Here is a 26,775-nt window from a genome sequence, read left to right as displayed (position 1 = left end):
GGGTTCCGTCAGGCGACGTCATGTAAGGACACCGCAGGCGAGCGACCGGGCGCTCTGGCCAGCGAAAAAGGCGGCAACTATTGCGACGGCAAGGGGCGAAAGCTAATGCCTGAAACGCATAGCCCATGCCGTTTATGCATACTGTTTTCGACCTAGCCGGCAGCTTCGCAAGTGCTTGATTTATAACATTCGGAATCCCGAACAAGACCAAACCGCCATATTTCGGCAGATTTGGCGGGACAGGTAGGACATGAAAGATGGCCTGTTCGACAATCCGAATGGCGTAAATGCCACTTGTAGCAGCACCAAGAAGGTCGAAAAAAATTTGATGTACGGTCGAGACAAAATGTGTCCCAGGGGAAAAAACGCGCAAGGGAAGCGACGTTTCCTACATGGCTCCTCGGAAGTCAGGTCTGGCAAGGCATCCCTGTGACGCCGCCGACCTGAGACTTCCGATTCCGCCTTTCCTGACCCGGCCCATTACTGGAGGCACTCCCTGTACCCCTAGGCCACTCCGATCCTGAAACAATCAGAGCAGCCCGACCCCTTGGTCATGTGCTACCCCTCCTCGGGGCGGCGCATCATAGAAGGCTGAACTATAGAAAGCTTCAGCTTCTATTACGTGACAGTGAGTGACCTTTCATCCGTACCGGCAACAATGCTCAGTACCAGTTCGGGTCACGCTTGAGCTGCTCCTGCAGCATTGCCTTCATGCCGTCGTCAGGTTCGCCCAGCCAGCGGTACTGCGCATGACGGGTAGGCGACTTGTCGCTCGGCAAACCTTCGGGCACCTCGACGAGCATCCCGTAGGCATCATCCTTATCCCAACTGAACGCCACGATCAGCCGCTTGTAGGTGCAATTGTCCTGTTTTTCGCACAGCGGGCCGACCAGGTACTTGTCGCCGTCTTCCGTAACGGCAGACATCTGCTGCTGGGCACTGCCGGTCAGATTGACCACCCAATCGGGCAGGCGTTCCTCGCCTTCGAGGGTGTCCTGCCAGGTTTCCCGGTACTCCGGGTCCGAGCCGAGCAGTTGGTCGACCCGAACCTGGCCGTCATTGGCCGCCATGGCCGCCGCGCTGCCGCCCAGCAACAGGGCGGCGACCACGGCTGAACGAAGCTTCCTGCTCATCTTCAACCTCGTCCGCGTCCAAAGAAGAAGGAGGCTACAAACAACACCAGGAAGACAATGAACAGGATCTTGGCGATACCTGTAGCAGCGCCCGCGATACCACCGAAGCCCAATACGGCGGCGACAATGGCGATGATGAGGAAAGTGATAGCCCAACTCAGCATGGTAGTTCTCCTTTCTTTTTGCGGAATCGATCCGGCCGCCTGGTCAGAAAACCCAGCGTTCCTGGGGAACAACTTTTTCCACAGTGGCCGGTGAGGCAATGGCCTGGCCAGCTGGCTGCCAGTCAGCGGCCTTGACCAAGGTGTTGGCACGGGTTGCCTGAATCTGCGTCAACAGGGCAGTCTGAGCTGCCACCTGCTCAGCCAGACGCGCCGTCTGCAAGCTGTAATAGAAGAGGCCAGCGGCCAAGGTCAGCAGCATCGCCATGCCGAGTGTCAGCATCTGGCGCAAAGGCAGTGCGGCGCTCTGCGAGCGGTTGACGGATTGGCGGTTCATGCTGGCTCTCCTGCTGTAATTTTTGTTCAACCTGAACAGGTAATTGCAGCCTGCATGCCAGCCTTTTGATTTAAATAAAATCGTTATAAATCAATGATTTAACCAATACACGAATGCATCATGAGGACGTATCCTGCACGATGGCGCCTGTACGGTCGTGCGAATTGCACGATCAGCCTTCAACCTTGGTCGCCACCTTCAGCAGGTCAGCATCCACGCCCCGTACGCCGATGATCTGCCGGGCGATCTCCACGGCGATGGTTTTCTGCTCCGCGCTAACCACTTCGCCCGAGAGCCGCACCATGCCTGCTTCGCTGGCCACCTTCAGGTTCAGGCCATCGAGGTTGCGACTGAAGCGATAGCTGCTCTGGATCTTGTCGACGATCCAGCTGTCGCTTGGCTGCGGCCCGGTTGGCGCACCCGCTGGTGTTTCCCGCGCTTTGGCCATGGCAGCGGTATCGAGGCTGACCAGGTTGTTGACCAGGTACACGCCGTCGGTGGTACGCGCTACCACGCCCGCCAACTCCTTGGCTTCGGCACTGTCGACCTTGCCACGCAACGTCACCACACCTTCACTGCTTTGTACTTCTATAGGGGCCTTTTCGGTGGTACGGCTCCACAACAGCCGAGCACGGATCACCGCCGCCAGGGTCACATCCTCCAGGCGCTGGGCGTAGGCACGCAACTCCAGTGGACGCTCCACCAGTTGGGTATTGACCTGCAGCAGGTTCTCCACCTGTTCGATGCCCCGGGTAGCGCGGGCCACGTCCTCGGCCAGCTGCCGCTCGACCTCGTTCTCCACCTCACCGGAAAGCCGCGCCTGCTTGCCGTCCACTTCAACCTTGATACGAAATGAATCAAGCATGCGGTTCAGTGACAAAGCGGTTTGCAGGGCGCCTTCCAGGCGCGCGTCCTGCACAGGGTCGGCGAATGCCGGGGTAAACATGGGTAGCAGGGTGGCGGCCAAAACGGCTGTACGCAGGGAAAAGGGCATGGCAGTGCCTCCTTCGTGGGCAAAATCTGAAAAACATCGCAACCAATGTGCCAGCGCGTGTCTCTAAGCAAATCATTGAAGAATCACGGCTTGTAGACATCGTTCGGCCACTGGCTAGCATGCAAAGGACAGAATCCTTCAGAATTGACCATGCAACTTGCCCGATTTTTCCCACACTAAATAAAGATCTTTCCCTAAGGAGCACAGGAAATGGAATCAGCCCAGGACAACCAAGGCCGCATTCTACTGGTGGATGACGAGTCCGCGATCCTGCGCACGTTCCGCTACTGCCTGGAAGACGAGGGCTACAGCGTGGCTACGGCCAACAGCGCCGCCCAGGCCGAAACCCTACTGCAGCGCCAGGTGTTCGACCTATGCTTCCTCGATTTGCGCCTGGGTGAAGACAACGGCCTCGACGTGCTGGCACAGATGCGTATCCAGGCCCCGTGGATGCGGGTGGTGATCGTCACCGCGCACTCGGCGATCGACACCGCAGTAGATGCCATCCAGGCCGGCGCTGCCGACTACTTGGTCAAGCCATGCAGCCCCGACCAGTTGCGCCTGGCCACTGCCAAGCAACTGGAGGTGCGCCAGCTTTCTGCACGCCTGGAAGCGCTGGAAGGCGAAATACGCAAACCCAAGGACGGCCTCGACTCCCATAGCCCGGCCATGATGGCGGTGCTTGAAACCGCCCGCCAAGTCGCCATCACTGACGCCAACATCCTCATCCTTGGCGAATCGGGTACCGGCAAGGGCGAGCTGGCACGGGCCATCCATGGTTGGAGCAAGCGTGCACGCAAAGCCTGCGTGACCATCAACTGCCCGTCGCTTAACGCCGAGCTGATGGAAAGCGAGCTATTCGGCCATACCCGCGGCGCCTTCACCGGCGCCAGCGAAAGCACCCTCGGGCGGGTCAGCCAGGCTGACGGGGGCACGCTATTCCTCGACGAGATCGGCGATTTCCCGCTGACCTTGCAGCCCAAACTGTTGCGTTTCATCCAGGACAAGGAATATGAACGCGTCGGCGACCCGGTTACCCGACGTGCCGATGTGCGTATCCTGGCTGCCACCAACCTCAACCTTGAAGAGATGGTGCGCGAAAGCCGCTTTCGCGAAGACCTGCTGTATCGCTTGAACGTGATTACCCTGCACCTGCCCCCGCTGCGCGAGCGCAGTGAAGACATCCTCATCCTGGCCGACCGCTTCCTTGCCCGCTTCGTCAAGGAATACTCCCGCCCCGCCCGCGGTTTCAGTGACGAGGCGCGCACCGCCCTGCTCAACTACCGCTGGCCTGGCAACATTCGCGAACTGCGCAACGTAGTGGAACGGGCCAGCATCATCTGCCCGCAGGAAAGAGTGGAAATCAGCCACCTGGGCATGGGTGAACAACCCGCCGGCAATGCCCCGCGCGTAGGTGCCGCGCTTAGCCTGGATGAGCTGGAGCGTGCTCATATCGGTGCCGTACTGGCCGCCAGCGATACCCTTGATCAAGCCGCCAAGACCTTGGGCATCGATGCTTCTACCCTGTACCGCAAGCGCAAGCAGTACAACCTATGAAATGGCCGCCCATGAAGCTGCGTACGCGGCTTTTCCTCAGCATCTCGACGCTCGTCACGGTGGCATTGCTGGGGCTGCTGCTGGGTCTGGTCAGCATGCTGCAGATGGCTACAGTGCAACAGCAACTGGTGCGCGATACCACCCATGTCCTGGAAGTGGGGCTGAAGTTGCGCCAGAACCTGGGCGAACAGCTGATGCTGATTCTCGATGAAGATACCGCCCCGGAAAGCCTGCGGCTGCTGCAGGAAAACTTCCAGGACCTGCTCAACCAAGGGCTGGAGCAAGGCGGTGAGCGCACCGGTTTCAGCAAGGCCAGCAGCAACTACCAGGCCTTCCTCCAGACCTATCGCGACAGCGCCACACCCGCTCGCAGCATGGGTGCCGATCAGCCGCTTGGGGCCGCGTTCAATCAGGTGCGCACCGACCTCATCGATTCTCACAAGCAGGCATTGGACCTGATTACCCGTAGCGAGGAGCGCACCCGTGACCGCGCCTTGCTGGTCAGTGGTGTACTCGGCCTGATGGGGTTGGTGGTGTTGGTACTGGGCTTTATCACCGCGCACAACATCGCCCGGCGTTTCGGCCAGCCGATCGAAGCCTTGGCCAAGGCGGCCGACCAGCTAGGCAAGGGCAATTTCGACGTTACGTTGCCGGTTACCCAGGCCGCCGAGCTTAACCAGCTGACCCGCCGTTTTGGTCTGATGGCCGATGCCTTGCGCAAGCACCAGGCCACCAACGTCGACGAGCTGCTGGCCGGCCAGCAGCGTTTACAGGCCGTACTCGACAGCATCGACGACGGCCTGCTGATCATCGACCGCCAGGGCCGCCTCGAGCACCTCAACCCGGTGGCGCAGCGCCAGCTGGGCTGGAACGATAGCCGCGTGGGCAGCAGCCTGGTCGAAGCCCTGCAGCGACCCGAGCTTGAGCAACAACTGCGCCAGGTTCTGCGCGGGGGCAGCCTCGACCGCCCACCGGACGACCTGAACATGGAGGTCGATGACGAATCACGTCTGCTCACCTACAGCCTGACCCCGGTCAGCCACCCGCAGGGGCCAATCCTCGGCGCAGTGATGGTGCTGCACGATGTAACCGAGCAAAGGGCCTTCGAGCGAGTGCGCAGCGAATTCGTGCTGCGCGCCTCCCATGAACTGCGCACCCCGGTGACCGGCATGCACATGGCCTTCGGCCTGCTGCGCGAGCGGGTCAAGTTCCCGCCCGAAGCCCGCGAGAACGACCTGCTGGAAACCATCGGCGAAGAAATGCAGCGTCTGACCCAACTGATCAACGACCTGCTCAACTTCTCCCGTTATCAGAGCGGTTTGCAAAAGCTCGAGCTGGCCCCCTGTGCCATCGACGACCTGCTGGAGCATGCGCAATTGCGCTTTGCCGAACACGCTGCGCACAAGCAGATCGAGTTGATCAAAGAACTGGACCCGCCGCTACCGCGCATCCAGGCCGACGTCGCCCAGTTGGATCGAGTGCTGGACAACCTGCTGCACAACGCCATCCGCCATACCGCCAACGGTGGGCGCATTCGCCTGCATGCCCGACGGCATGCGGAACGGGTGATCATCAGCGTCGAGGACAATGGAGAGGGCATTTCCTATGGGCAGCAAGCGCGCATCTTCGAGCCTTTCGTGCAGGTAGGTCGCAAGAAAGGCGGTGCTGGGCTGGGGCTCGCGCTGTGCAAGGAGATTGTGCAGCTGCACGGAGGGCGTATGGGCGTGTTTTCCCGGCCGGGGCAGGGGACACAGTTCTACATGGCGTTGCCGGTCTGATTGCTTAAACGCGCCTACACCCGCCGCGGCAGGTGCCCGCGAGTCACCAACTCGGCAAACTGCCGGGCGTTCAGCGGGCGGGCGAACAACCAGCCCTGGCCATAATTGACCCCCTCGCTGTTCAGCAGCACTGCCTGGTCCTCGAACTCGATACCTTCGGCAATTACCCGCAAGTGCAAGTCATGGGCCATGCGGATGATATGCGGGGCCACGCCGCTACTGGCGGCATCGTGGCCCAGAGCGTCGATGAATGCCTTGTCGATCTTCAGGCAGTCCACTGGCAGGGTTTGCAGGTAGGCCAGGCTGCAATAACCGGTACCAAAGTCGTCGATCAGCACCTGGTGCCCCACGGCGCGTAGCGCCTGCAGATTGTCACGGGCGACCACCACGTCGATCAGGCCGCGCTCGGTCACCTCGAAGGCAATCTGGCTGGGCGCCACTCGATGCAAAGCCAACAAACGCGCCGCCACCCGGCCAATACGTGGCACCATCACATCGCAGGCCGCCAGGTTTATCGATATGTATAACTTGGGGTGCGAGCGCAATAGCTGGCCAAGCTGTTCAAGCACACGCTGCAGGACAAAGTCGGTGATCTGGCGAATCTGCCCGGTATTCTCCGCCAGCGGAATGAACAGGTCCGGGCTGGTCAGGGTGCCGTCCGGGCGGCGCCAGCGCACCAAGGCCTCGGCGCCCACACAGCGCCGGCTGTCGAGCTCGATGATGGGTTGGTAGAGCACCTGCAGCTCTCCTCGACGCAAGGCATTTTGCAACTCTGAGCTCATCGACCGCCGTTGCAGAATCAACTGCAGTACCAACCAACCAATGCAGCAGGCCGCCAGCACGCTGCCGGGGAACAGCAACCAGAGCATGCCGTTCATCCTCAGCGGCAGACTGGCCCTCGGGGCAATCAGCACCAACTGGTAATCCGGCGACTTGGTCGGCATTCGGTAGATCAGCCGATCACTGAGTTCCAGCAGCGACTTGTGGCTGGTCGACCAGGCCGAGGGCGGAGGCCATACCTGTGGCGGGCCAAGCACCGGAATGGCCCGGGCGCCGTTATCCAGCACCACGACCAGGCTGCCGCCCGGGGGCAGGTCCACCACATCGGTCAAATGCCCACGGGAGGTGGACACCAGAAACTTGCCCCGGCCCAGCATCAGTGCTGCCAGGTTCTCGTTCGGCTCGGTGGTTGTGTTAAGCCAGTAGCTGTACGTCGGCCCCTGGATATCTGGCGCCCGCAAGGGAACGAACGCTCGCTCATCACCGCGGTTGGAGCAGGCAACATTGCCATCTACATAAGCCGCTTCATAGATGAACCGCGAGCTCAGGCCAACCTGTTGCAGAGCTGCCAGCATCGCCGGGCTGCAGCCGCGCAAGGGTTGGGCCTGCAGCAGGTCTACCCCTTCGCGCAACTGGCCGAACACCTGTTCGAGCCGGTCCAGAAAACGCTCGCCCTGGGCATTCATCTGTTCGCTTTCGCTTTGCTTCATTTGTTGCAGGGCAATGCCAATGCTGGCAGAGAGCAACACCGCGGCGCTGGCCAGCGCTGCCAAAGTGGCCAGCATCCAGGGGCGGTAAAAAATTTGGCGCAGCAAGGCAATGAAGGCTGACATCGAAGGCATCCAGTTGATAACCAAGGTATAGCAACGGAATCAATAATCACCCTCACCGTTTGGCGCTTCGCTGCAATCCACCCACGCTCTTTGTAGAGGCAGCCTTGTGGCTGCGATGAGAACGTTAATAAACCGCGTCGACCAAACCCGCCTCTTCGTAGCGCAAGGCTGCTGCAACAAGTACCTCGCCCGCCACGACTCAACGCATGCGGTTAAGTACCTGCAGCATCGCTGCTGTCTGTGCATCCGGCATGCCGTCGAAGCGCTGCGGGCGGAAGCGCATCTGGAAGGCGGCAATCACATGACGTGTGGCGACATCCAGCACGCCGGTCTGCTCGATCTGATAGCCAAACCGTGCCAGCTCCTGCTGGTACCAGCCAACGCTTGGCGGGTTGACGCTGAAGTAGGCTTGCTGCCGTGCCACGGCGTTAGCATCCGGCCAGATACCCAGCCCGGCATCGGCCAGGCGCTTCCACGGGAACAATGGCCCCGGGTCCAGCTTGCGCAGCGGGGCGATGTCACTGTGGCCGATGATATGGCGTGGTTCGATGTTGTTGCGTTTGACAATGTCCTTGAGCAGCGCGATCAGCGACTGGATCTGCGCCTCGCTGTAAGGGTGCCAGACCCGGCCGTTCGGGGTGTCGGTAAAGCCCGGGTTGACGATCTCGATACCAATGGACGAGGAGTTCAGCCAGGTGCGCCCCTGCCACTGGCTATCACCGGCATGCCAGGCACGACGGTTTTCATCCACCAGCTGATACACCGTTGCCGGGCCATCGCCGATCAGGTAATGGCTGCTGACTTCACCCTGGGTAAGCAGCGCCAGGGAGCGCTCCAGCGAAGCATTGGTGTAATGCAGGACAACGAACTGGATGCGGTTGTCCTGATTGACCGAAGGGTGACTGCGGTCGATGCGCAGGCCCGTCGAGCAACCGGCGACAGACAACAGCAAAAAGGAAATCAAGGTTTTTTTAAGCGTGGAAAGCACGTCAGTGGCCTCAGCGTATGAGCGCTACAGTATAACGTGCTCACCTGCGCTGTGCCTGCCGAGGAAACGGCGGCTGGCTAGCCTTGCTCGACGCGATTACGCCCCTGCTCCTTTGCCCGGTACAGCGCTGCATCGGCTCGTTTGAGCACCTGATCGCTGCGTTCGCCAGAACGGAATGCACCCAGGCCGATGGAGGTGGTGATCACTACCCGCTCACCCTTGAAGTGGAATGGGCAGGCCTCGACTGTGGCGCGCAACACCTCGGCCATCTGCGCAGCGACTGCGGGCGTAGTCTGCGGCAACAGCAAGACGAATTCCTCGCCGCCAAAACGGGCGATGAAATCCCGGCCCCGCAGACGCTTGCGCAACTGGTCGGCCACGATCTTGAGGACCTTGTCCCCAGCCAGATGACCATAGTTGTCGTTGATGCGTTTGAAATGGTCCAGGTCAAGAATCGCCATCGCCAGATGACCGCCGTTTTCCTGCCAGTCAAGCATTTCGCGTTCGACTTGCTCGCTCCAGGCCGCACGGTTGGGCAGGCCGGTGAGCGGGTCCAGCAGCGCTTTCTGGCGCTGTTCTTCCAGGTGTTCGCGATAGCCAAGCGCCTCATGCTCCATGCTCGCCACCCGCTCCGACAAGCCTTGCAGGCGACCGGCCAGTTCCTGCTCGCGGCGATCACGCTCGTGCTTGTGCTCGTCCATGGTCAGCAGCAAGCCTTCCAGGCGGTTTTCCAGAATGTGCTTGAGGCTGTCTACATCGGCGGCACCTTGCACGCTGCTTTGCAGGCCGTCGACGTGCTCACGCAGCTGGCTATCCAGCTCGCGGGCAGCGGTGCTGTTGTCCGCGTGACCGGCGCTGGCCTCGTGCAGGTGGCTCTGGAAACCTTCCAGGCGTTCATTGAGCTGCTGCAGGTAGGTTTCGAATTCGTGCTGGCCGCTGTCGGTGATCGCCAGCATGAGGACTGCCAAGTCATCCAGCACCGGGATCAGCTCATACCAGTTCAAGCCGCGAGCAACCCGCTCGCGCATTTCCAACGCCTGAGCCTTGTGGCGCTCGGGCAGGCTAAGGTCATCGAGCAGACCGATCAGGGTCTGCTCGATGTGCGCGGCAACCTGGCTGTAAGGCGGCTCCACTGCGTAGGGCAGGGCATAGGGGCCGTCTTCACCGAAGGTTTCTTCAAGGGCTTGTAAGGGTTCTGCCTCAGCCAATGGCTCGCTGGCGGAAACTGCAGCTTCCGGCAATAGCGCCTTGTCCCTTGGCAACGGGGCTGGCGCCATTTCGGCCGTTTCGATCAGCGCTGGGCCAAATGCCTCCAGCTCAAGCTCGGGCGCTTCGGCCACCTCGGCAGTCGGAGCAGCAGGGGCCGGCAACGGTTGTAGCGCATCGACGTCATCGGGCCGCGAGGGCTCGCCACTGCCGGCTGCCTGGGGCACAACCTCGGCAGCAGGCAACGCCACCGGCGCAAGCTCTGCTCCTGCCTGTGCATCTTCCTCGCGGCTTCCGAACAACCGCTGCAGAAACCCGGGTCGGGCTTCTTCACCCGGCTTGCCAAGGGCCGACAGCGCGCGCCCCTGCAAGCCGCTCAACTCGCCCAACAGCGGCGGCAGCTCGCGTGACTGGGCAACCCCGCCGTCGAGCTTCTTCGCCAGTTTTTTCAATGGCCGCGAGATATCACTGGGCAGGGGCAGGCCTTGCAGTTGGCCAACCAGTGCGGTCAGCGCATCGCTGACTTGGTTCATGCGGGTTTCGCGACGCTGTTCGGAATCCAGTACCGCTTTCTCAAGGCGCGGAATCAAGCCGGCGAGGCCGGCGTCCATGTTGTCGCTGCGAATGACATCGCGCATTTCCTTCATGCACTCGTCTACCACCTTGTCACTGCCTTCAGCAGCCAGGGTGCTGCGCACCAGGCCTCGACGCAGCAGGTCAAGACGGGCATCCCAACGGCGTTCGAGCTTTTCTTGCTGCTCGATGCTTTTAAGGTATTTTTCTTTCCAGCGCTCAGCGTCTTCAGTCATGCCCGGGTCCGCAAACGGTGATGGCAATTAGCTCAAAACCGGCAGCGTATCCACAGTCAATGCATCAGGCAATCGAATCTCGACAGCAACGGGAAGGTGGTCCGAAATTGGCTGCGCCAGCACCTCGACACGCTCCAGCGTGAGGCTTGAACTGAGCAAAATATGATCAAGGCAACGCTGCGGTCGCCAGCTGGGGAAGGTGGCCTCGACTTGTGGGGCGACCAGGCCCAAATCGCGCAGTGGCGAATGCTCCAGCAGGTCGGTGGCATGGGTGTTCATGTCACCCATCAGCACCTGGTGACGGTAGCCGCCTATCAGCTCGCGGATATAACCCAGCTGCAGGGCGCGGGTCTTGGCCCCCAATGCCAGGTGCATCATCACCACTATCAGCGCATCTTCGCCTTCGCCAAACCGCACCAGAATCGCACCTCGCCCGGCCGGGCCAGGCAACGGATGGTCTTCGAGCAGTTGCGGCTTCAGGCGGCTGAGCACACCGTTGCTGTGCTGGGCAAAACGCCCAAGGTTGCGGTTGAGCTGCTGGTACCAATAGGGAAAGGCCCCCAAGTGGGCCAGGTGTTCAACCTGGTTGACGTAGCCCGAGCGCAGGCTGCCACCATCGGCTTCCTGCAGGGCCACCAGGTCGAAGTCGCCCAGCAACCTGCCGATCTTCTGCAGGTTACCGGCACGGCCGTTATGCGGCAGCAGGTGCTGCCAGCTACGCGTCAGGTAATGGCGGTAGCGCTCGGTGCTGATGCCCACCTGGATGTTGAAACTGAGCAGCCGCAGACGACCATCCTCGGGCAGGCCCGGGGCCTGCAGGTGATGCTCGTTGACCTGCGGCTCGTGCAGGCCAATGCCACGCGTAGCTCTGAAGCGGGGCATGGGTGACGCCGCCTACTTGGCAGCGCGCTCCTTGTCGATCAGCTGGTCGGCGACATTCAGCACGCCTTCCGGTCCGCCGGCAGTCCCCAGGTCGAAGCGGTACTTGCCGTTGACGACCATGCTCGGTACGCCGGTGATTTCATACTTCTTCGCCAATTCCTTGGCCTGTTTGACCTGGCCCTTGATGGCGAACGAGTCGAAGGTGGCGAGGAACTTGTCCTTGTCCACACCTTGAGTGGCGAGGAAGTCGGCCATGTCGTTCTTGTCGGTCAGGCGCTTGTGCTGGTTCTGAATGGCATCGAACACCGCCGCGTGCACCTTGTGCTCGACGCCCATGGCTTCGAGGGTCAGGAACATCTGGCCGTGTGCATCCCACGGGCCACCGAACATGGCCGGTACGCGCTTGAAGTTGACGTCCTTGGGCAGCTTTTCAGCCCAAGGGTTGATGGTCGGCTCGAAGTGGTAGCAATGTGGGCAGCCGTACCAGAACAGCTCGACGACTTCGATCTTGCCAGGCACGGAAACCGGAACAGGGTTGCTCAGCTCGATGTATTCCTTGCCGGCGACAGGCTCGGCGGCCTGAACGGCAGTCATACCGAATACGCTGGCGGCGACCAGCGCAGCGCTGAGAATCAGTTTACGCATGCTTTACTCCTGAGCAGTCATGGGTCGCCACGACGCGACCTGCACTGAGACAGGCCGGGAAGGGCTCGAGTTCTGTAGTGTAACGGCTGCGGACAGAAAAAAGGGCAGCCCGGCCGCCCTTTCATCATTGACCTACAACATTAACCGAAAGTTAATGCAGGCCCTGGATGTAGCTGGCCAACGCTTCGATGTCATGGTTGCTCAGCTTGCCAGCGATGGTGCGCATGGTCATGGCATCGCCATCGTTGGTGCGGTTGCCTTCGCGGAAATCAGTGAGCTGCTTGGCCACGTACTGCGAGTGCTGCCCGCCCAGGTGCGGGAAGCCGGCCAGGGCGATGCCCGCGCCGTTAGGCGAGTGGCAGCCAGTGCAGGCCGGCATGCCCTTTTCCAGGTCGCCACCATTGAACAGCGCACGGCCGCGCTCGACCAGTTTGGGATCGGCGGCACCCACGCTGCCTTTCTGGCTGGAGAAGTAGGCGGCGATATCGGCCAGATCCTGGTCGCTGAATGCGGCCAGCATGCCGGTCATTTCCAGCACGGTACGCTTGCCCGACTTGATATCGTGCAGTTGTTTTTCGAGATAGCGCTGGCCTTGGCCGGCCAGTTTCGGGAAGTTCGGTGCCAGGCTGTTGCCGTCAGGATTGTGGCAGGCGCCACAGACGGCGGTCTTGGCCTGGCCAGCGGCGGCATCGCCTTTGATAGGTTGCGCAGCAGTGGCCGCACCAGCGACACCCAGGGTCAACAGCAGACTCACGACTAGTTTGTTCATCAGCTAATCCAACACGGCTAAGGGTGAAATGTTATGTATCGGGACTGCCGCTCATCCAAAGGATGACCAAACGGTAGTCCTCGGCACTGCAGTCCATGCACAATCCACGCGGCGGCATAGCCTTGAAACCCTGGGTCACGTGCTTCACCAGTACATCCATGCCTTGCGCCAGCCTTGGCTCCCATGCTGCCCGGTCACCCCGTCTGGGTGCCTGTGGCAACTGCCCGGTGTGGCAGGCCGCACACGTGCGGTTGTACAACACCTCGGGATCCTGTGTAGCCTGTGCGCTGAAAAACGGCAGGAACATACCGACAGCAAGCAGCCATTTCGCCATGCGGAACGACCTTCAGGGTTGGGGGCCGCGCTGCGTTCTGTTGCGCGAGCTATTGTTCGACACCCCATGCCCGTTCTCCTTCGCTGGGAGAATGAGCACACAAAAACTGGGGCATTATATACTTCCGCCATCCAAACGGAAACGACACCGCTTGCCAGGCTTGGCTCTACAAAGTCAGGCAACACCCACATCGGATATCCCATGCAAGTCAAGAACCCCATCCTCGGCCTCTGCCAGAAAGCCAAATTCGCCCTCAGCGCAGCCAAGGTCGAACAATGCCCGGACGACCAGGGCTACGAGGTGGCTTTTGCCGGCCGTTCCAACGCCGGCAAATCCAGCGCCCTCAATACCCTGACTCATGCCAGCCTGGCGCGTACCTCGAAAACTCCCGGACGCACCCAGCTGTTGAATTTCTTCAGTCTGGACGATGAACGGCGTTTGGTCGACCTGCCGGGCTATGGTTATGCAAAAGTCCCGATTCCGCTCAAGCAGCACTGGCAGAAACACCTGGAAGCCTACCTGGGCAGCCGTGAGTGCCTGCGTGGCGTGATCCTGATGATGGACGTGCGTCACCCGATGACCGACTTCGACAAGATGATGCTCGACTGGGCCAAGGCCAGCAGCATGCCGATGCACATCCTGCTGACCAAGGCCGACAAGCTGACCCACGGCGCGGGCAAGAACACACTGCTGAAAGTACAGTCGGAAATCCGCAAGGGCTGGGGGGATGGCGTGACCATCCAGCTGTTCTCGGCACCCAAGCGCCTGGGCGTGGAAGACGCCTACCGAGTGCTGGCGGACTGGATGGAACTGGAAGACAAGCCGGTCGTTTAATGCTTTGCGCCTGACCCGTAGGAGCGGGTTTGCCCGCGAAAGGGCCGGGCCTGCTCTCCACCCGCCGTTCACCGTTGCCGCCGCTACCGTATTCGCGGGTAAACCCGCTCCTACACCTGATCGGGGTTGGACACGCTTTGGTGATTGGGCGCAGGCCCTTGTAGGCGCGGGTTTACCCGCGAATGCAGCGGTGAATTCGACAGCGCATTCGCGGGTAAACCCGCGCCTACGGAGGCTCAGTACAAGCCATCCGGCAAATTCCGGGCAAAAAAAACCCCGGACTTCGTATGGGGAGGGGGAAGTTCGGGGTCCAAGTCCGGACCGCTAGGGCGGGGTCCAGATATCTGCCAACACTTAACACAACATAGGAGCATCGAAGGGCTTCACCAGCCATTCAGTTACTCTGAGTTCCGCTTCACCGGTTTAGTTCCGAAGCCCACAAAACTATTTGCGATAGTTTCATGAAACTTAAGCACCCACAGCACTGAGCGGTGCTCGGATCCGCGTCACTACGCCGCAGATCCTACACAGTTTTACCTGCTCAATCAGTGAGCTTCGTCCCAATTCGCACCAACGCCTGCTTCGACAAGCAGCGGCACATCCAGCTGCGCGGCCTGGCTCATGTGCTGGCGAATTTCATCTTTCACCTGCTCCACCAGGTCCTCGCGTACCTCAAGCACCAGTTCGTCGTGCACCTGAAGGATCACCCGGGCATCCAGCCCGCTCTCGCTCAACCAGTTATCTACTTTGACCATGGCCCGCTTGATGATGTCGGCCGCAGTACCCTGCATCGGGGCGTTGATCGCCGTGCGCTCGGCGCCCTTGCGCAGGGCAGGGTTCTTGGCATTGATGTCTGGCAAGTACAGCCGGCGGCCAAACAGGGTTTCGACAAAGCCTTGCTCGGCCGCCTGGGCGCGGGTGCGCTCCATATAGGCCAGCACGCCCGGGTAGCGGGCAAAATAACGGTCGATGTAGTCCTGTGACTGCTTGCGGTCGACGCCGATCTGCTTGGCCAGGCCAAAGGCGCTCATGCCGTAAATCAGGCCGAAGTTGATCGCCTTGGCGCTGCGGCGCTGGTCGGTGGTCACGTCTTCCAGAGCCACACCGAACACTTCGGCTGCCGTGGCGCGGTGCACGTCCAGGTCATTGCGGAAGGCATGCAGCAAGCCTTCGTCCTTGGCCAGGTGGGCCATGATGCGCAGCTCGATCTGTGAATAGTCCGCCGCCAGAAGCTTGTAACCCGGACTGGCGATGAACGCCTGGCGAATACGCCGCCCTTCAGCGGTGCGGATCGGAATGTTCTGCAGGTTCGGGTCGCTCGACGACAACCGGCCGGTGGCCGCCACGGCCTGCTGGTAGGACGTGTGGATACGCCCGGTGCGCGGGTTGATCTGCCCCGGTAACTTGTCGGTGTAGGTGCTCTTGAGCTTGCTCAGGCTGCGGTACTGCATCAGCACCTCTGGCAGCGGGTAGCCTTGTTCGGCCAGTTCGTCGAGCACTGCTTCGGCGGTGGATGGCTGGCCCTTGGCGGTCTTGCTCAACACCGGCATGCCCAGCTTGTCGTAAAGGATCGTGCCCAGCTGCTTGGGCGAGCCGAGGTTGAACGTCTCACCGGCGAGCTCGTAGGCACGCAGCTCAAGCTCAGCCATCTTCACGCCCAGCTCACCGCTCTGTACTTTCAACAGCTCGGCATCGACCAGCGCACCCTGGCGCTCGATCCTGGCCAGCACCGGCACCAGCGGCATCTCGATATCCGTCAGCACCGGTTGCACGCTCGGCGTCTGTGCCAGGCGGGCCTGCAATGCATGGTGCAGGCGCAGCGTGATGTCGGCGTCTTCGGCGGCGTACGGGCCGGCCTTGTCCAGGATGATCTGGTTGAAGGTAAGCTGCTTGGCACCCTTGCCGGCGATGTCCTCGAAGGCGATCGTGGTGTGGTCGAGGTACTTCTGCGCCAGGCTGTCCATGTCATGACGGGTGGCGGTGGAGTTCAGCACGTACGACTCGAGCATGGTGTCGTAGGCCACGCCGCGCATCTCGATAGCGGGGGAGCCATTGGCGAGGATGTTGATGTCGTACTTGGCGTTCTGCCCGACCTTGGCCTTGGCCGGGTCCTCCAGCAGTGGTTTCAGCGCCAACAGCACGGCCTCGCGGTCCAGCTGGACCGGCGCGCCTTCATAATCGTGGGCCAGCGGCACATAGGCCGCTTCATGCGGCTCGACAGCGAAGGACAGGCCGACCAACTGCGCCTGCTGGGCGTCCAGGCCGGTGGTCTCGGTGTCGAAGGCGAACAGCGGTGCCTGGCGCAGCTTTTCCAGCCAGGCGTCGAAACGGGCCTGGTCGAGGATGGTTTCGTATTTGGGCTCGACCTTGGCCGCAGGCTCCACAGCCGGAGCGACATCATCACCAGCCTTGGCCGCATCGCGCTGCACTTCGGCGACCCAGCTCTTGAACTCCATCTCGGTGTACAACGCCAGCAACGCCTCGCGGTCAGGTTCACCGCACACCAGCGCCTCGACCTCGACATCCAGCGGCACGTCAACCTTGATGGTGGCCAGCTCGTAGGACAGGAAAGCCGCGTCGCGGTGCTCCTCCAGTTTGGCCGGCAAGGTCTTGGCGCCGCGAATGGCCAGCGTTGGCACCTTGTCCAGGTTGGCGTAAAGGTCGCTGAGACCGCCGCCGATGCCGGTCAGCAGCCCCACTGCCGTTTTTTCGCCCACGCCCGGCACACCCGGGATGTTGTCGACCTTGTCACCCATCAGGGCCAAGAAGTCGATGATGTGTTCCGGGCCGACGCCGAACTTCTCGTGCACGCCAGCCACGTCCAGCACGCTTCCGGTCATGGTGTTGACCAAGGTAATGTGCCCGTCCACCAGTTGCGCCATGTCCTTGTCACCGGTCGAGATGATCACCGGGCGACCCAGGGCGGCGCTGCTGCGCGCCAAGGTGCCGATCACGTCGTCAGCCTCGACACCCTCCACGCACAGCAGCGGGTAGCCCAACGCCTTGACGCTGGCGTGCAGCGGCTCGATCTGTACCCGCAGGTCATCCGGCATGCTGGGGCGGTTAGCCTTGTACTCGGCGAACATGGCATCGCGGAAAGTGCCGCCCTTGGCGTCGAACACCACGGCAAACAGGCTGTCGGGATATTGCTTGCGCAGGCTCTTGAGCATGTTCAGCACACCCTTCACCGCACCGGTCGGCATGCCCTTGGACGTGGTCAGCGGTGGCAGCGCGTGGAAGGCGCGATAAAGGTAGGAGGAACCGTCCACCAGGACGAGGGGCGCTTGGCTCATGAGCAGAATCAACCTTTTCGACGGGTCCGGCGCTAGAATAGCCAGAATCATTGACGACAAAGGGACTAGGTTATCATGCGCACACTCAATCGCCTGTTACTGCTCGGCCTGTTGGCAACCACGCCTGTCGTCACCCTGGCGGCGGACGACGCCCCCTCGGCCGATCCCGAGGTGACCATTCGCACGGAAGGCGATAAAACCATCCAGGAATACCGGCAAAACGGCTTCCTGTATGCGATCAAGATCACGCCGAAAAACGGCAAGCCTTACTTTCTGGTACGCGCTGATGGCACTGATGCCAATTTCATTCGATCCGACCAGCCGGACATGCTGATTCCGTCCTGGAAGATCTTCGAGTGGTAAGCTGACGCGCACCGTTCACATCAACCCGGCACTTCCCGGCGGAAGTGCCCGTATGGGCAATTTTTCATCATGTCAGTCTTCACCCCCGTGACCCGGCCTGAGCTGGAAACCTTTCTGGCGCCGTACGAGCTGGGCCGTCTGCTCGACTTCCAGGGCATTGCCGCCGGTACCGAGAACAGCAATTTCTTCGTCAGCCTCGAACAGGGGGAGTTCGTCCTGACGCTGATAGAGCGTGGGCCCAGCGAGGACATGCCGTTCTTCATCGAGCTGCTCGATACCCTGCACGGTGCCGACATGCCGGTGCCCTATGCCATTCGTGATCGCGACGGCAACGGCCTGCGCGAGCTGTGCGGCAAGCCGGCATTGCTGCAGCCCAGGCTGTCGGGCAAACACATCAAGGCACCCAACAACCAGCACTGCGCCCAGGTCGGCGAGCTACTGGCACACATTCACCTGGCCACCCGAGAGCACATCATCGAGCGCCGCACCGACCGCGGCCTGGACTGGATGCTGGCCTCGGGTGCCGAGCTACTGCCACGCCTGACTGCGGAGCAAGCCGCATTGCTGCAGCCGGCGCTGGACGAAATCAGCGCACATAAGGCGCAGATCCTGGCCTTGCCGCGGGCCAACCTGCATGCCGACCTGTTCCGCGACAACGTGATGTTCGAAGGCACCCACCTGACCGGTGTGATCGACTTCTACAATGCCTGCTCCGGGCCGATGCTGTATGACATTGCCATCACCGTGAACGACTGGTGCCTGGATGAGCAGGGAGCGGTGGATGTACCACGCGCCCAGGCACTGCTGGCAGCCTACGCGGCGCTGCGGCCGTTCACTGCAGCCGAAGCCGAGCTGTGGCCGGAAATGTTGAGGGTAGGCTGCGTGCGTTTCTGGCTGTCGCGCCTGATTGCCGCCGAATCGTTTGCCGGGATGGATGTGATGATCCACGATCCGAGCGAGTTTGAAGTACGTCTGGCGCAACGCCAGCAGGTGGCTTTGCACCTGCCGTTCGCGCTGTAGACCACGTCTGCTTCTTCGCGGGTGAACCCGCTCCCACAGGGATAGCGACAGCCTTGAGGCCTGCGCAGTACCTGTGGGCACGGATTCACCCGCGAAGGGGCCGGTACAGGCTTACAACTGTTCCAGGCAGCCTGTCAGGTCACCGCCCAGCTTCTCCAGCAAGCGTTCATACCCTTTGCCATCCACCGGATCGGTGCCACCCAAGGCATCCAGCTCGGCCAGGCGCACCGGCAACCCGGCAGTCAGCGTCTCGGCCAATCGCGGCCGCAGTGGCGGCTCGCTGAACACGCAGGTCTTGCCCACTTCCTGAAGACGCTTGCGCATGGCCGCCACATGTTGCGCCCCAGGCTGCACCTCGGATGCCACGCTGAAAACGCCCGCGTGCTTCAAGCCATATTCAGCTTCAAAATAGTCGAAGGCTTCGTGGAAGACGAAGTACGGCTTGCCGGCAATACCGGCCACGCGCGCCTTGATACGCCCATCCAACGCATCCAGGCGTTCATCGAAGGCCTTCAGGTTGCTCTGATAGCGAGCCGCATTGGCCGGGTCGACCTGGGCCAGGTCAGCTGCCATTTTTGCCGCGATTACTCGCGCATTGACCGACGATAGCCACAAATGCGCATCCAGGCTGCCTGGGCGGTGATCGTGGTCATGATCGTCATGGTCTGCTTCCTCATGGGAATGGCTGTCCTCGCCAAAGTGGCGCAGCTTCATGCCCGGCAGCGACTGCACAGCCACTGTGGCCTTGCTGCGGCTTCCCAGCACACGCGGAAGGAAATTCTCCATGTCAGGGCCGATCCAGTAAAGCAGGTCGGCATCGCCTACCCGCCGCACGTCCGAGGGGCGCAGCGCATAGTGGTGGGGTGAAGCGCCGGGCGGCAGCAGCACGTCAGGGCTGCCAACACCCTCCTGCACGGCAGCGGCAATCTGCTGCAGGGGCTTGATACTGGTGAGCACACGCACGTCGGCCTGCGCGGATAATGCGATGAAAGCGACAAACAGAGCCAGGAATCGGGACACGGTGGATACTCGAATCTTCAGAAACAGGTAACATAATAACGTCTCTGTCCAGAACCGTCGCTGCCCATGTCCATCACACCGCTGGCCAACCGTCCTCACGACCACTCCCATTGCGTACACAGCGCACTGGCTGAAGCCGACGCCTTGTGCACCCGCCAGGGCCTGCGCCTGACAGCCCTGCGCCGCCGTGTGCTGGAGCTGGTGTGGCAGAGCCACAAGCCACTGGGCGCCTACGACATCCTCGCTGTGCTCAGTGAGCAGGACGGCCGCCGCGCCGCGCCGCCCACGGTGTACCGTGCGCTGGACTTCCTGCTGGAAAACGGCCTGGTACATCGCATCGCATCGCTCAACGCCTTCATCGGCTGCAGCCACCCCGAGCACGTGCACCAAGGCCAGTTCCTGATCTGTCGGGCCTGCCATGTGGCCATCGAGCTCGAGCAGAGCAGCATCAGCGAGGCCATCATCAACAGCGCCAAAGGCGTGGGTTTCACGGTCGAGACCCAGACCGTGGAAGTGGTCGGCCTGTGCGGTAACTGCCGGAGCGCGGCATGAGCGACGCCCTGATTCGCCTGGAGCAGGTCGGCGTCACCTTTGGCGGTGAGGCGGTGCTCGACAGCATCGACCTGTCGGTCGCCCCAGGCCAGATCGTCACCCTGATTGGCCCTAACGGGGCGGGCAAGACGACCCTGGTGCGCGCCGTACTTGGCCTGCTCAAGCCACATCGCGGCAAGGTATGGCGCAAACCCAAGCTGCGCATTGGCTACATGCCGCAGAAAATTCAGGTTGATGCCACGCTGCCGCTGTCGGTGCTGCGCTTCTTGCGCCTGGTGCCCGGCGTAGACCGCGCGGCAGCCTTGTCGGCGCTGCAGGAAGTGGGCGCCGAGCACGTCATCGACAGCCCGATCCAGACTATTTCCGGCGGCGAAATGCAACGCGTGCTGCTGGCCCGCGCCTTGCTGCGCGAACCCCAGTTGCTGGTGCTCGACGAACCGGTACAAGGTGTGGACGTGGTCGGCCAGACCGAGCTTTACAACCTCATCACCCGCCTGCGCGACCGCCACGGCTGCGGCGTACTGATGGTGTCCCACGACCTGCACCTGGTCATGAGCGCTACCGACCAGGTGGTGTGCCTGAACCGCCACGTGTGCTGCTCGGGTCACCCTGAGCAAGTCAGCGGTGATCCGGCGTTCGTCGAGCTGTTCGGCAAGACCGCACCGAGCCTGGCCATCTACCACCACCATCACGACCACAGCCACGACCTGCATGGCTCGGTGGTCGCCCCTGGCACCCATGTTCACGGAGAGCACTGCAAGCATGGCTGATTTTCTTCTCTACGCCTTGCTTGCCGGCTTGTCCCTGGCACTGGTTGCAGGCCCACTGGGCTCCTTCGTGGTATGGCGGCGCATGGCCTATTTTGGCGACACCCTGTCTCACGCCGCGCTGCTCGGTGTGGCCCTGGGCTTTGCCCTGGATGTCAGCCCGGCGCTGGCGGTAACCGTGGGCTGCCTGTTGCTGGCGATTCTGCTGGTGACATTGCAGCAACGCCAGCCGCTGGCCTCCGACACCCTCCTGGGTATCCTGGCCCCCAGCACCTTGTCGCTGGGCTTGGTGGTGCTGAGCTTCATGCACGATGTGCGCATCGACCTGATGGCTTACCTGTTCGGCGATCTGCTGGCCATCAGCACCACCGACCTGGCCTGGATCCTCGGTGGCAGTGCACTGGTCCTGCTGCTGCTCGCTGCGCTGTGGCGGCCGCTGCTGGCGGTTACCGTGCACGAAGAACTGGCCATGGTTGAAGGCCTGCCCGTGGCCGGCTTGCGCATGGCGCTGATGCTGCTGATCGCGGTGGTGATTGCGGTTGCCATGAAAATCGTTGGCGTGTTGCTGATTACCTCACTGCTGATCATTCCTGCCGCTGCGGCACAGCGCCACGCCCGCTCACCAGAGCAGATGGCCCTGGGTGCCAGCCTGCTGGGTGTCACCGCGGTCTGCGGCGGCCTGGCCATGTCCTGGTTCAAGGACACCCCCGCCGGGCCCTCGATCGTGGTCTGCGCCGCAGTGCTATTCTTGCTGAGCCTGGCCCTGCCAAAACGCTGAAAAGCAAGGCGTGTGCAGGCATGCCTTGCAACCTTCGGCCCGTAAAGGGTCTGTAAGGCCTATTTTCGAGCGTGCGCACCTGGGTGTAGACTTGCTCGCTTTTTGCGCAAATAGAGAGTCGCAGGAATGAAGCCGTTCGCCTCCCGTTATCTGCTTGTTGCCGCGTTTTCCCTGATCCTGGCTGCCTGTTCCAATGCGCCGGTCGAACAGGCCACCGCACCTGCTCAAGCAGATGCCTGGCAGCAGTTGCAACAGAACATCGCCAGCAACGAGCTGGCTACCGCCGAAGACCAGCTGGCAGCACTGCAGGCTCAGTCGCCGGATGATGCACGCCTGGAGCAATACCAGCGCCAACTGGCCGAAGCTTACCTGCAACGTAGCCAGATCGTTCTGCAGAAGGGCGATGTGAACGCGGCAGCTACCGCGCTCGCCCGTGCCCGGGCACTGATGCCGCAGGCACCAGCGGTGACCGGCGGGGATGCCGTGACCCAGGCCCGCAAGGCCGAGCTGGAAAAGGCTGAGGCTGCGCTGAAAGCCGCCGAAGCCAAGCCCAAGGCACGCATCATCGACCCGACAGCGCCCAGTACCGTGGTGGCCTTGAAGACCACTGACAGCCGCGCGCTGCGCCGCCAACTGGACGACATTGCCGCCGATGTGGTGAGTTACCAGTGTGAAGTGGTATTCCAGGTACCACGCACCGAGGATGCACCTTGGCTGAAGACCTTGCTGGAAAAGCGTGTGCGCAAGATTGACAGTGGGTTCGAGCTGAAGCAGAAGCATGAGATTCAGCGCTCGCTGCCGGCACAGGTGGTGCTGGTCCCCCATCAGCAGTAAACGCTTCGCGGGTAAACACGCTCCTACATCAGGAGCGGGTTTACCCGCAAAAAGGCCTTATCAGGCAGGAACAGCTTCAGCTGCCGCCTCCCGCTCCCACACTCGGTGGCCTTCAACCGCTTTGACAAAGGCATCCACTGCCTTCTGCTCATCCCCGAGCAACAGCCCCTTGTCTTCCTTGAGCCCCAACGCTTTCGCCAATTCCTTGGTCAGCACCAGCGCCTTCAGGTGCTTGTAGCCCTCCAGCACGAAGTGCTTGGCCAATCCGCTAGCCGCCAGCGCATCCGTAGAGGCCTTGCCCGCAGGCACGACAATCCCATCGAACATGATCGAAGGCATCCCCTCCATCGACGCCGCTACTGGCAGTTGCTTGCCATCCGCCGCCTTCACCGGCGCCGAGGTCGGCCCCAGCAGCATCGGCCGGGCACTGTGCGCTTCCAGGGCCTTGACCAGTTTGTCCACGCTGGCAGCGTCCACGCCATCGGCAACCAGCACGGCAATTTTGCGCCCCTTGATACCCACCGAACCTGGGTGGTTCATCTGGCTCAACGCAGGCGATTGCGCCAGCTGGCTACCCTTCACCTGCACCGTACCCGCTTTCGGCGCAGGGAGGCCCAGGTTGGCCGCAACCGCCGCCGCCAGCTTCAGGTCGATGTTGGCCAGAATTTCATTCACTTCCCGGGCGCGGATATGTTCACGCTCCACTTTGCCCAACTCGAAGCTGTAAGCCTTGATGATGTGCTGTTGCTCGGTCGGGCTCATGCTCTGGAAGAACAGCCGAGCCTGCGAGAAGTGATCGCCGAACGACTCACTGCGCTGGCGAATCTTGTGCGCATCAATACGCTCCTGATAGCTCTCGAAGCCGCCGTCTTGTGCCGCAGGCGGGGTTTCCTTCGGCCAGCCGCCATCAATCGAGTTGGGCTCGTAGGACGCCCGGCCCTTGTGCACGACGTGCTGGTGCAGCGCATCACGCTGGTTGTTGTGGTTCGGCGCTACCGGCCGGTTGATCGGGATCTGATGGAAGTTCGGCCCACCCAGGCGGCTGATCTGGGTATCGGTGTACGAGAACAGCCGGCCCTGCAGCAGCGGGTCGTTGGTAAAGTCGATACCTGGCACGATATGGCCTGGGCAGAACGCCACCTGTTCGACCTCGGCAAAGAAATTGTCCGGGTTGCGGTTGAGCACCATCTTGCCCAGCGGCGTGACGGGTACCAGTTCCTCCGGGATGATCTTGGTCGGGTCCAACAGGTCGAAGTCGAATTTGTGTTCGTCAGCCTCAGGCACAATCTGCACGCCCAGCTCCCACTCCGGGTAGTCACCGGTTTCGATGGCTTCCCATAGGTCACGGCGCTGGAAGTCGGTGTCCTTGCCCGCCAGTTTCTGGGCTTCGTCCCACAGCAGGGAATGCACGCCCTGGCGTGGTTTCCAATGAAACTTGACGAAGCTCGCCACGCCCTCGGCATTGATCAGGCGGAAGGTATGCACGCCAAAGCCTTCCATCATTCGAAGGCTGCGCGGGATGGCGCGGTCAGACATGGCCCACATGACCATATGAGCCGACTCCGGCACCAGCGAGACGAAATCCCAGAAGGTGTCATGAGCCGAACCGCCGGTCGGTATCTCGTTGTGTGGCTCTGGCTTCACCGCGTGGACAAAATCGGGGAACTTGATGGCATCCTGGATGAAAAAGACCGGCATGTTGTTGCCGACCAAGTCGAAATTGCCTTCATCTGTATAGAACTTGACGGCAAAGCCCCGTACATCTCGCACCGTGTCGCCAGACCCGCGTGGGCCCTGAACCGTCGAGAAGCGGACAAAAACCGGGGTGATCTTTTCCGGATCTTGCAGGAAGCCGGCCTTGGTCAGCTCGGCGTGGTTGCCATAGCTCTGGAAGAACCCGTGTGCCCCGGTACCGCGTGCGTGCACGATGCGTTCGGGGATACGCTCATGGTCGAAGTGGGTGATTTTCTCGCGCATGATGAAGTCTTCAAGCAGCGAAGGCCCGCGATCACCCGCCTTGAGGGAGTTCTGGTTGTCAGCAATGCGCACGCCCTGGTTGGTTCGCAGCGCATGCCCGGTCGCATCGCTACGGTCGGCCTCCAGGCTCTGCAGCTTGGCATTGGTGTTGGCCCTGTCAGGGGTCTGGGTACCGGCGGCCTCGCTGTGCTTGGGCGCATCCGTTTTCTTGCTGGGCATGATCGGCTCTCCTCATCAGTCTTAAGGCGTGCCCGTTCAGGGCTTGTCCAAGTAGTGACTGGAGGGCGTTGCCGAGCGTTCAATCAGGATTACCGGTTGTCGCGATATGCCCGATGGATTGGTGCATGACGAAATAAATGCTAAGAACAGCTATAGGAAAAGGCTAAAATGCGCGACCCCAGCTAACCGCTGACCCAAATTTCAATGCGCCCCACAAGGTTCGCTACGTGATCGAGTTCCAACAGGTACATAAAACCTACCGCGTTGCCGGTAGGGAAATCCCCGCACTGAATCCGACCAGCCTGACCATCGAAGATGGCCAGGTGTTCGGCCTGATCGGCCATTCCGGCGCTGGCAAAAGCACCATGCTGCGCCTGATCAACCGCCTGGAGGAGCCCTCCGGCGGCACGATCATCGTCGACGGCGAAGACGTCACCGCGTTCAACGCCAGCCAGTTGCGCGGCTTCCGCCAGCAAGTCGGGATGATTTTCCAGCACTTCAACCTGCTGGCTTCCAAGACCGTCGCCGACAACGTCGCCCTGCCACTGGCCCTGGCCGGTGAGCTGTCGCGCAGCGAAATCGACAAGCGTGTCACCGAGCTACTGGCTCGCGTTGGCCTGTCGGACCACGCCAAGAAGTACCCGGCGCAGCTGTCCGGCGGCCAGAAGCAGCGCGTCGGCATCGCCCGCGCCCTGTCCACCAACCCAAAGATTCTGCTATGCGACGAGGCCACCAGTGCCCTCGACCCGCAAACCACGGCCTCGGTCCTGCAACTGCTGGCCGAGATCAACCGTGAACTGAAGCTGACCATCGTGCTGATTACCCACGAGATGGACGTGATCCGCCGTGTCTGCGACCGCGTGGCCGTGATGGACGCCGGTCAGATCGTCGAGCAAGGCTCGGTGGCCGAGGTGTTTCTGCACCCGCAGCACCCCACCACCAAGCGCTTCGTCCAGGAAGACGAGCAGGTCGACGAAGGCGAGCAGCGCGACGACTTTGCCCACGTGCCAGGCCGCATCGTACGCCTGACCTTCCAGGGCGACGCCACCTACGCGCCGCTGCTGGGCACCGTGGCCCGCGAAACCGGTGTCGACTACAGCATCCTCGCCGGGCGTATCGACCGCATCAAGGATGTCCCCTATGGCCAGCTCACTCTCGCCCTGATCGGCGGAGACATGGAAGCGGCGTTCGCCCGCTTCAAGGCAGCTGACGTACATATGGAGGTACTGCGTTGATGGACGCCCTGAATTTCTTTGCCAACGTCGACTGGGCCGAAATCTGGCTGGCCACCGTCGATACCATGATCATGCTGTTCGGCTCGCTGTTCTTCACCGTGCTGCTGGGCCTGCCACTGGGCGTGTTGCTGTTCCTCTGCGGGCCAAAGCAGATGTTCGAACAGAAAGGCGTCTATGCGCTGCTGTCGCTGGTGGTCAACATCCTGCGCTCGCTGCCATTCATCATTTTGCTGATCGTGATGATCCCGTTCACCGTGCTGATCACCGGTACCTCGCTGGGCGTTGCAGGCGCCATCCCGCCGCTGGTAGTGGGTGCCACGCCGTTCTTTGCACGCCTGGTTGAAACCGCCTTGCGTGAAGTGGACCGCGGCATCATCGAAGCCACCCAGTCGATGGGCGCCACCACCCGCCAGATCATCACCAGTGCGCTGCTGCCGGAAGCCCGTCCGGGCATCTTCGCGGCCATTACCGTAACCGCCATCACCCTGGTTTCTTACACTGCCATGGCCGGTGTGGTGGGTGCCGGTGGCCTTGGTGACCTGGCTATCCGCTTCGGTTACCAGCGTTTCCAGACCGATGTGATGGTAGTGACTGTGGTACTGCTGCTGATACTGGTTCAAGTACTGCAGAGCGTGGGCGACAAACTGGTCGTGCATTTTTCCCGTAAATAACCCCAA

At 61.5% G+C, this 26,775-nt stretch carries 25 protein-coding genes; 11 read left to right on the top strand and 14 right to left on the bottom strand.

The genetic code is table 11. The annotated features are described in order from the left end of the window. Positions 1–662: 662 nt before the first annotated feature. The 4 genes from REH59_RS00460 to REH59_RS00445 form a co-directional block, all read right to left on the bottom strand. On the bottom strand, positions 663–1,133 hold the full coding sequence (locus REH59_RS00460; protein WP_014861521.1) for an inhibitor of vertebrate lysozyme family protein: 471 nt from the start codon (positions 1,131–1,133) through the stop codon (positions 663–665). A gap of 2 nt (positions 1,134–1,135) precedes the next feature. Beyond that, entirely contained in the window at positions 1,136–1,297 is a 162-nt protein-coding gene (locus REH59_RS00455; RefSeq protein ID WP_003252966.1) for a DUF1328 domain-containing protein, read from the bottom strand. Between the two features lie 43 nt (positions 1,298–1,340). Beyond that, positions 1,341–1,631 (bottom strand): hypothetical protein, encoded by a 291-nt coding sequence (locus REH59_RS00450; protein WP_003252968.1) that lies wholly within the window; start codon positions 1,629–1,631, stop codon positions 1,341–1,343. Positions 1,632–1,803: 172 nt separating this feature from the next. Next, positions 1,804–2,625, bottom strand: a complete 822-nt coding sequence (locus tag REH59_RS00445; protein ID WP_011953157.1) for a BON domain-containing protein — start codon at positions 2,623–2,625, stop codon at positions 1,804–1,806. A gap of 210 nt (positions 2,626–2,835) precedes the next feature. Between REH59_RS00445 and algB the strand changes: the two genes are divergently transcribed. Together algB and REH59_RS00435 are read left to right on the top strand one after the other, a co-directional pair. Next, the gene (gene algB / locus REH59_RS00440; RefSeq protein ID WP_014589262.1) at positions 2,836–4,182 is read left to right on the top strand and encodes a sigma-54-dependent response regulator transcription factor AlgB; all 1,347 of its coding nucleotides are present in this window, start codon (positions 2,836–2,838) and stop codon (positions 4,180–4,182) included. Continuing rightward, positions 4,179–5,960: a KinB sensor domain-containing domain gene (locus tag REH59_RS00435; protein ID WP_011953156.1), complete on the top strand. Its 1,782-nt coding sequence runs from the start codon at positions 4,179–4,181 to the stop codon at positions 5,958–5,960. The genes algB and REH59_RS00435 overlap by 4 nt, the downstream gene beginning before the upstream one ends. Positions 5,961–5,974: 14 nt before the next feature. Here REH59_RS00435 and REH59_RS00430 read toward each other — a convergent pair whose 3' ends face one another. The 7 genes from REH59_RS00430 to REH59_RS00400 all read right to left on the bottom strand — a co-directional run bounded on the left by REH59_RS00430 (position 5,975) and on the right by REH59_RS00400 (position 13,206). Next, positions 5,975–7,573: an EAL domain-containing protein gene (locus tag REH59_RS00430; protein WP_014861522.1), complete on the bottom strand. Its 1,599-nt coding sequence runs from the start codon at positions 7,571–7,573 to the stop codon at positions 5,975–5,977. A gap of 199 nt (positions 7,574–7,772) precedes the next feature. Beyond that, positions 7,773–8,561, bottom strand: a complete 789-nt coding sequence (locus REH59_RS00425) for an N-acetylmuramoyl-L-alanine amidase (RefSeq protein ID WP_014861523.1) — start codon at positions 8,559–8,561, stop codon at positions 7,773–7,775. Between the two features lie 77 nt (positions 8,562–8,638). Further along, complete coding sequence (locus REH59_RS00420; RefSeq protein ID WP_014861524.1) at positions 8,639–10,576, bottom strand: GGDEF domain-containing protein; 1,938 nt, start codon at positions 10,574–10,576, stop codon at positions 8,639–8,641. A gap of 27 nt (positions 10,577–10,603) precedes the next feature. Beyond that, entirely contained in the window at positions 10,604–11,458 is an 855-nt protein-coding gene (locus tag REH59_RS00415; protein WP_003252985.1) for an endonuclease/exonuclease/phosphatase family protein, read from the bottom strand. A gap of 12 nt (positions 11,459–11,470) precedes the next feature. After that, the gene (gene dsbA, locus REH59_RS00410) at positions 11,471–12,103 is read right to left on the bottom strand and encodes a thiol:disulfide interchange protein DsbA (RefSeq protein WP_003252987.1); all 633 of its coding nucleotides are present in this window, start codon (positions 12,101–12,103) and stop codon (positions 11,471–11,473) included. Positions 12,104–12,254: 151 nt separating this feature from the next. Continuing rightward, positions 12,255–12,872, bottom strand: a complete 618-nt coding sequence (locus REH59_RS00405) for a c-type cytochrome (RefSeq protein ID WP_003252989.1) — start codon at positions 12,870–12,872, stop codon at positions 12,255–12,257. A gap of 31 nt (positions 12,873–12,903) precedes the next feature. Then, complete coding sequence (locus tag REH59_RS00400; RefSeq protein ID WP_003252992.1) at positions 12,904–13,206, bottom strand: c-type cytochrome; 303 nt, start codon at positions 13,204–13,206, stop codon at positions 12,904–12,906. Between the two features lie 201 nt (positions 13,207–13,407). Between REH59_RS00400 and yihA the strand changes: the two genes are divergently transcribed. Further along, positions 13,408–14,040: a ribosome biogenesis GTP-binding protein YihA/YsxC gene (yihA, locus tag REH59_RS00395; protein WP_010951522.1), complete on the top strand. Its 633-nt coding sequence runs from the start codon at positions 13,408–13,410 to the stop codon at positions 14,038–14,040. A 545-nt stretch (positions 14,041–14,585) separates the two neighbouring features. Here the strand turns inward: yihA and polA are convergent. Next, positions 14,586–17,333: a DNA polymerase I gene (polA, locus tag REH59_RS00390; protein WP_014861525.1), complete on the bottom strand. Its 2,748-nt coding sequence runs from the start codon at positions 17,331–17,333 to the stop codon at positions 14,586–14,588. Between the two features lie 75 nt (positions 17,334–17,408). On the opposite strand from polA, the gene REH59_RS00385 reads away from it, so the two are divergent. Next, the gene (locus tag REH59_RS00385) at positions 17,409–17,696 is read left to right on the top strand and encodes a DUF2782 domain-containing protein (RefSeq protein WP_003252997.1); all 288 of its coding nucleotides are present in this window, start codon (positions 17,409–17,411) and stop codon (positions 17,694–17,696) included. A 69-nt stretch (positions 17,697–17,765) separates the two neighbouring features. After that, complete coding sequence (locus REH59_RS00380) at positions 17,766–18,716, top strand: homoserine kinase (RefSeq protein WP_003252998.1); 951 nt, start codon at positions 17,766–17,768, stop codon at positions 18,714–18,716. Between the two features lie 111 nt (positions 18,717–18,827). Here the strand turns inward: REH59_RS00380 and REH59_RS00375 are convergent, their stop codons facing one another. Next, positions 18,828–19,736, bottom strand: coding sequence for a zinc ABC transporter substrate-binding protein (locus REH59_RS00375; RefSeq protein WP_047603783.1), 909 nt, complete (start codon positions 19,734–19,736; stop codon positions 18,828–18,830). Positions 19,737–19,802: 66 nt separating this feature from the next. On the opposite strand from REH59_RS00375, the gene zur reads away from it, so the two are divergent. From zur to REH59_RS00355, 4 genes are all read left to right on the top strand, one after another. Next, positions 19,803–20,288 (top strand): zinc uptake transcriptional repressor Zur, encoded by a 486-nt coding sequence (gene zur / locus REH59_RS00370; protein ID WP_003253002.1) that lies wholly within the window; start codon positions 19,803–19,805, stop codon positions 20,286–20,288. Beyond that, complete coding sequence (gene znuC, locus REH59_RS00365) at positions 20,285–21,058, top strand: zinc ABC transporter ATP-binding protein ZnuC (RefSeq protein ID WP_004575254.1); 774 nt, start codon at positions 20,285–20,287, stop codon at positions 21,056–21,058. Before zur ends, znuC begins: the two co-directional genes overlap by 4 nt. Further along, positions 21,051–21,833 (top strand): zinc ABC transporter permease subunit ZnuB, encoded by a 783-nt coding sequence (gene znuB, locus REH59_RS00360; protein WP_003253007.1) that lies wholly within the window; start codon positions 21,051–21,053, stop codon positions 21,831–21,833. The genes znuC and znuB overlap by 8 nt, the downstream gene beginning before the upstream one ends. Before the next feature lie 126 nt (positions 21,834–21,959). Next, positions 21,960–22,667: a PA5502 family lipoprotein gene (locus REH59_RS00355; protein ID WP_003253010.1), complete on the top strand. Its 708-nt coding sequence runs from the start codon at positions 21,960–21,962 to the stop codon at positions 22,665–22,667. 60 nt (positions 22,668–22,727) lie between these two features. On the opposite strand, the gene katE is transcribed toward REH59_RS00355, so the two are convergent. After that, entirely contained in the window at positions 22,728–24,863 is a 2,136-nt protein-coding gene (katE, locus tag REH59_RS00350) for a catalase HPII (RefSeq protein WP_014861527.1), read from the bottom strand. A 227-nt stretch (positions 24,864–25,090) separates the two neighbouring features. On the opposite strand from katE, the gene REH59_RS00345 reads away from it, so the two are divergent. Together REH59_RS00345 and REH59_RS00340 are read left to right on the top strand one after the other, a co-directional pair. Next, on the top strand, positions 25,091–26,098 hold the full coding sequence (locus tag REH59_RS00345) for a methionine ABC transporter ATP-binding protein (RefSeq protein WP_003253013.1): 1,008 nt from the start codon (positions 25,091–25,093) through the stop codon (positions 26,096–26,098). Further along, complete coding sequence (locus REH59_RS00340; RefSeq protein WP_003253016.1) at positions 26,098–26,769, top strand: methionine ABC transporter permease; 672 nt, start codon at positions 26,098–26,100, stop codon at positions 26,767–26,769. The genes REH59_RS00345 and REH59_RS00340 overlap by 1 nt, the downstream gene beginning before the upstream one ends. Positions 26,770–26,775: the final 6 nt, after the last annotated feature.

The organism is Pseudomonas sp. BO3-4 (assembly GCF_034044115.1).
GTDB lineage: Bacteria > Pseudomonadota > Gammaproteobacteria > Pseudomonadales > Pseudomonadaceae > Aquipseudomonas > Aquipseudomonas alloputida.
This window is presented reverse-complemented; position numbering and strand designations above follow the sequence as displayed.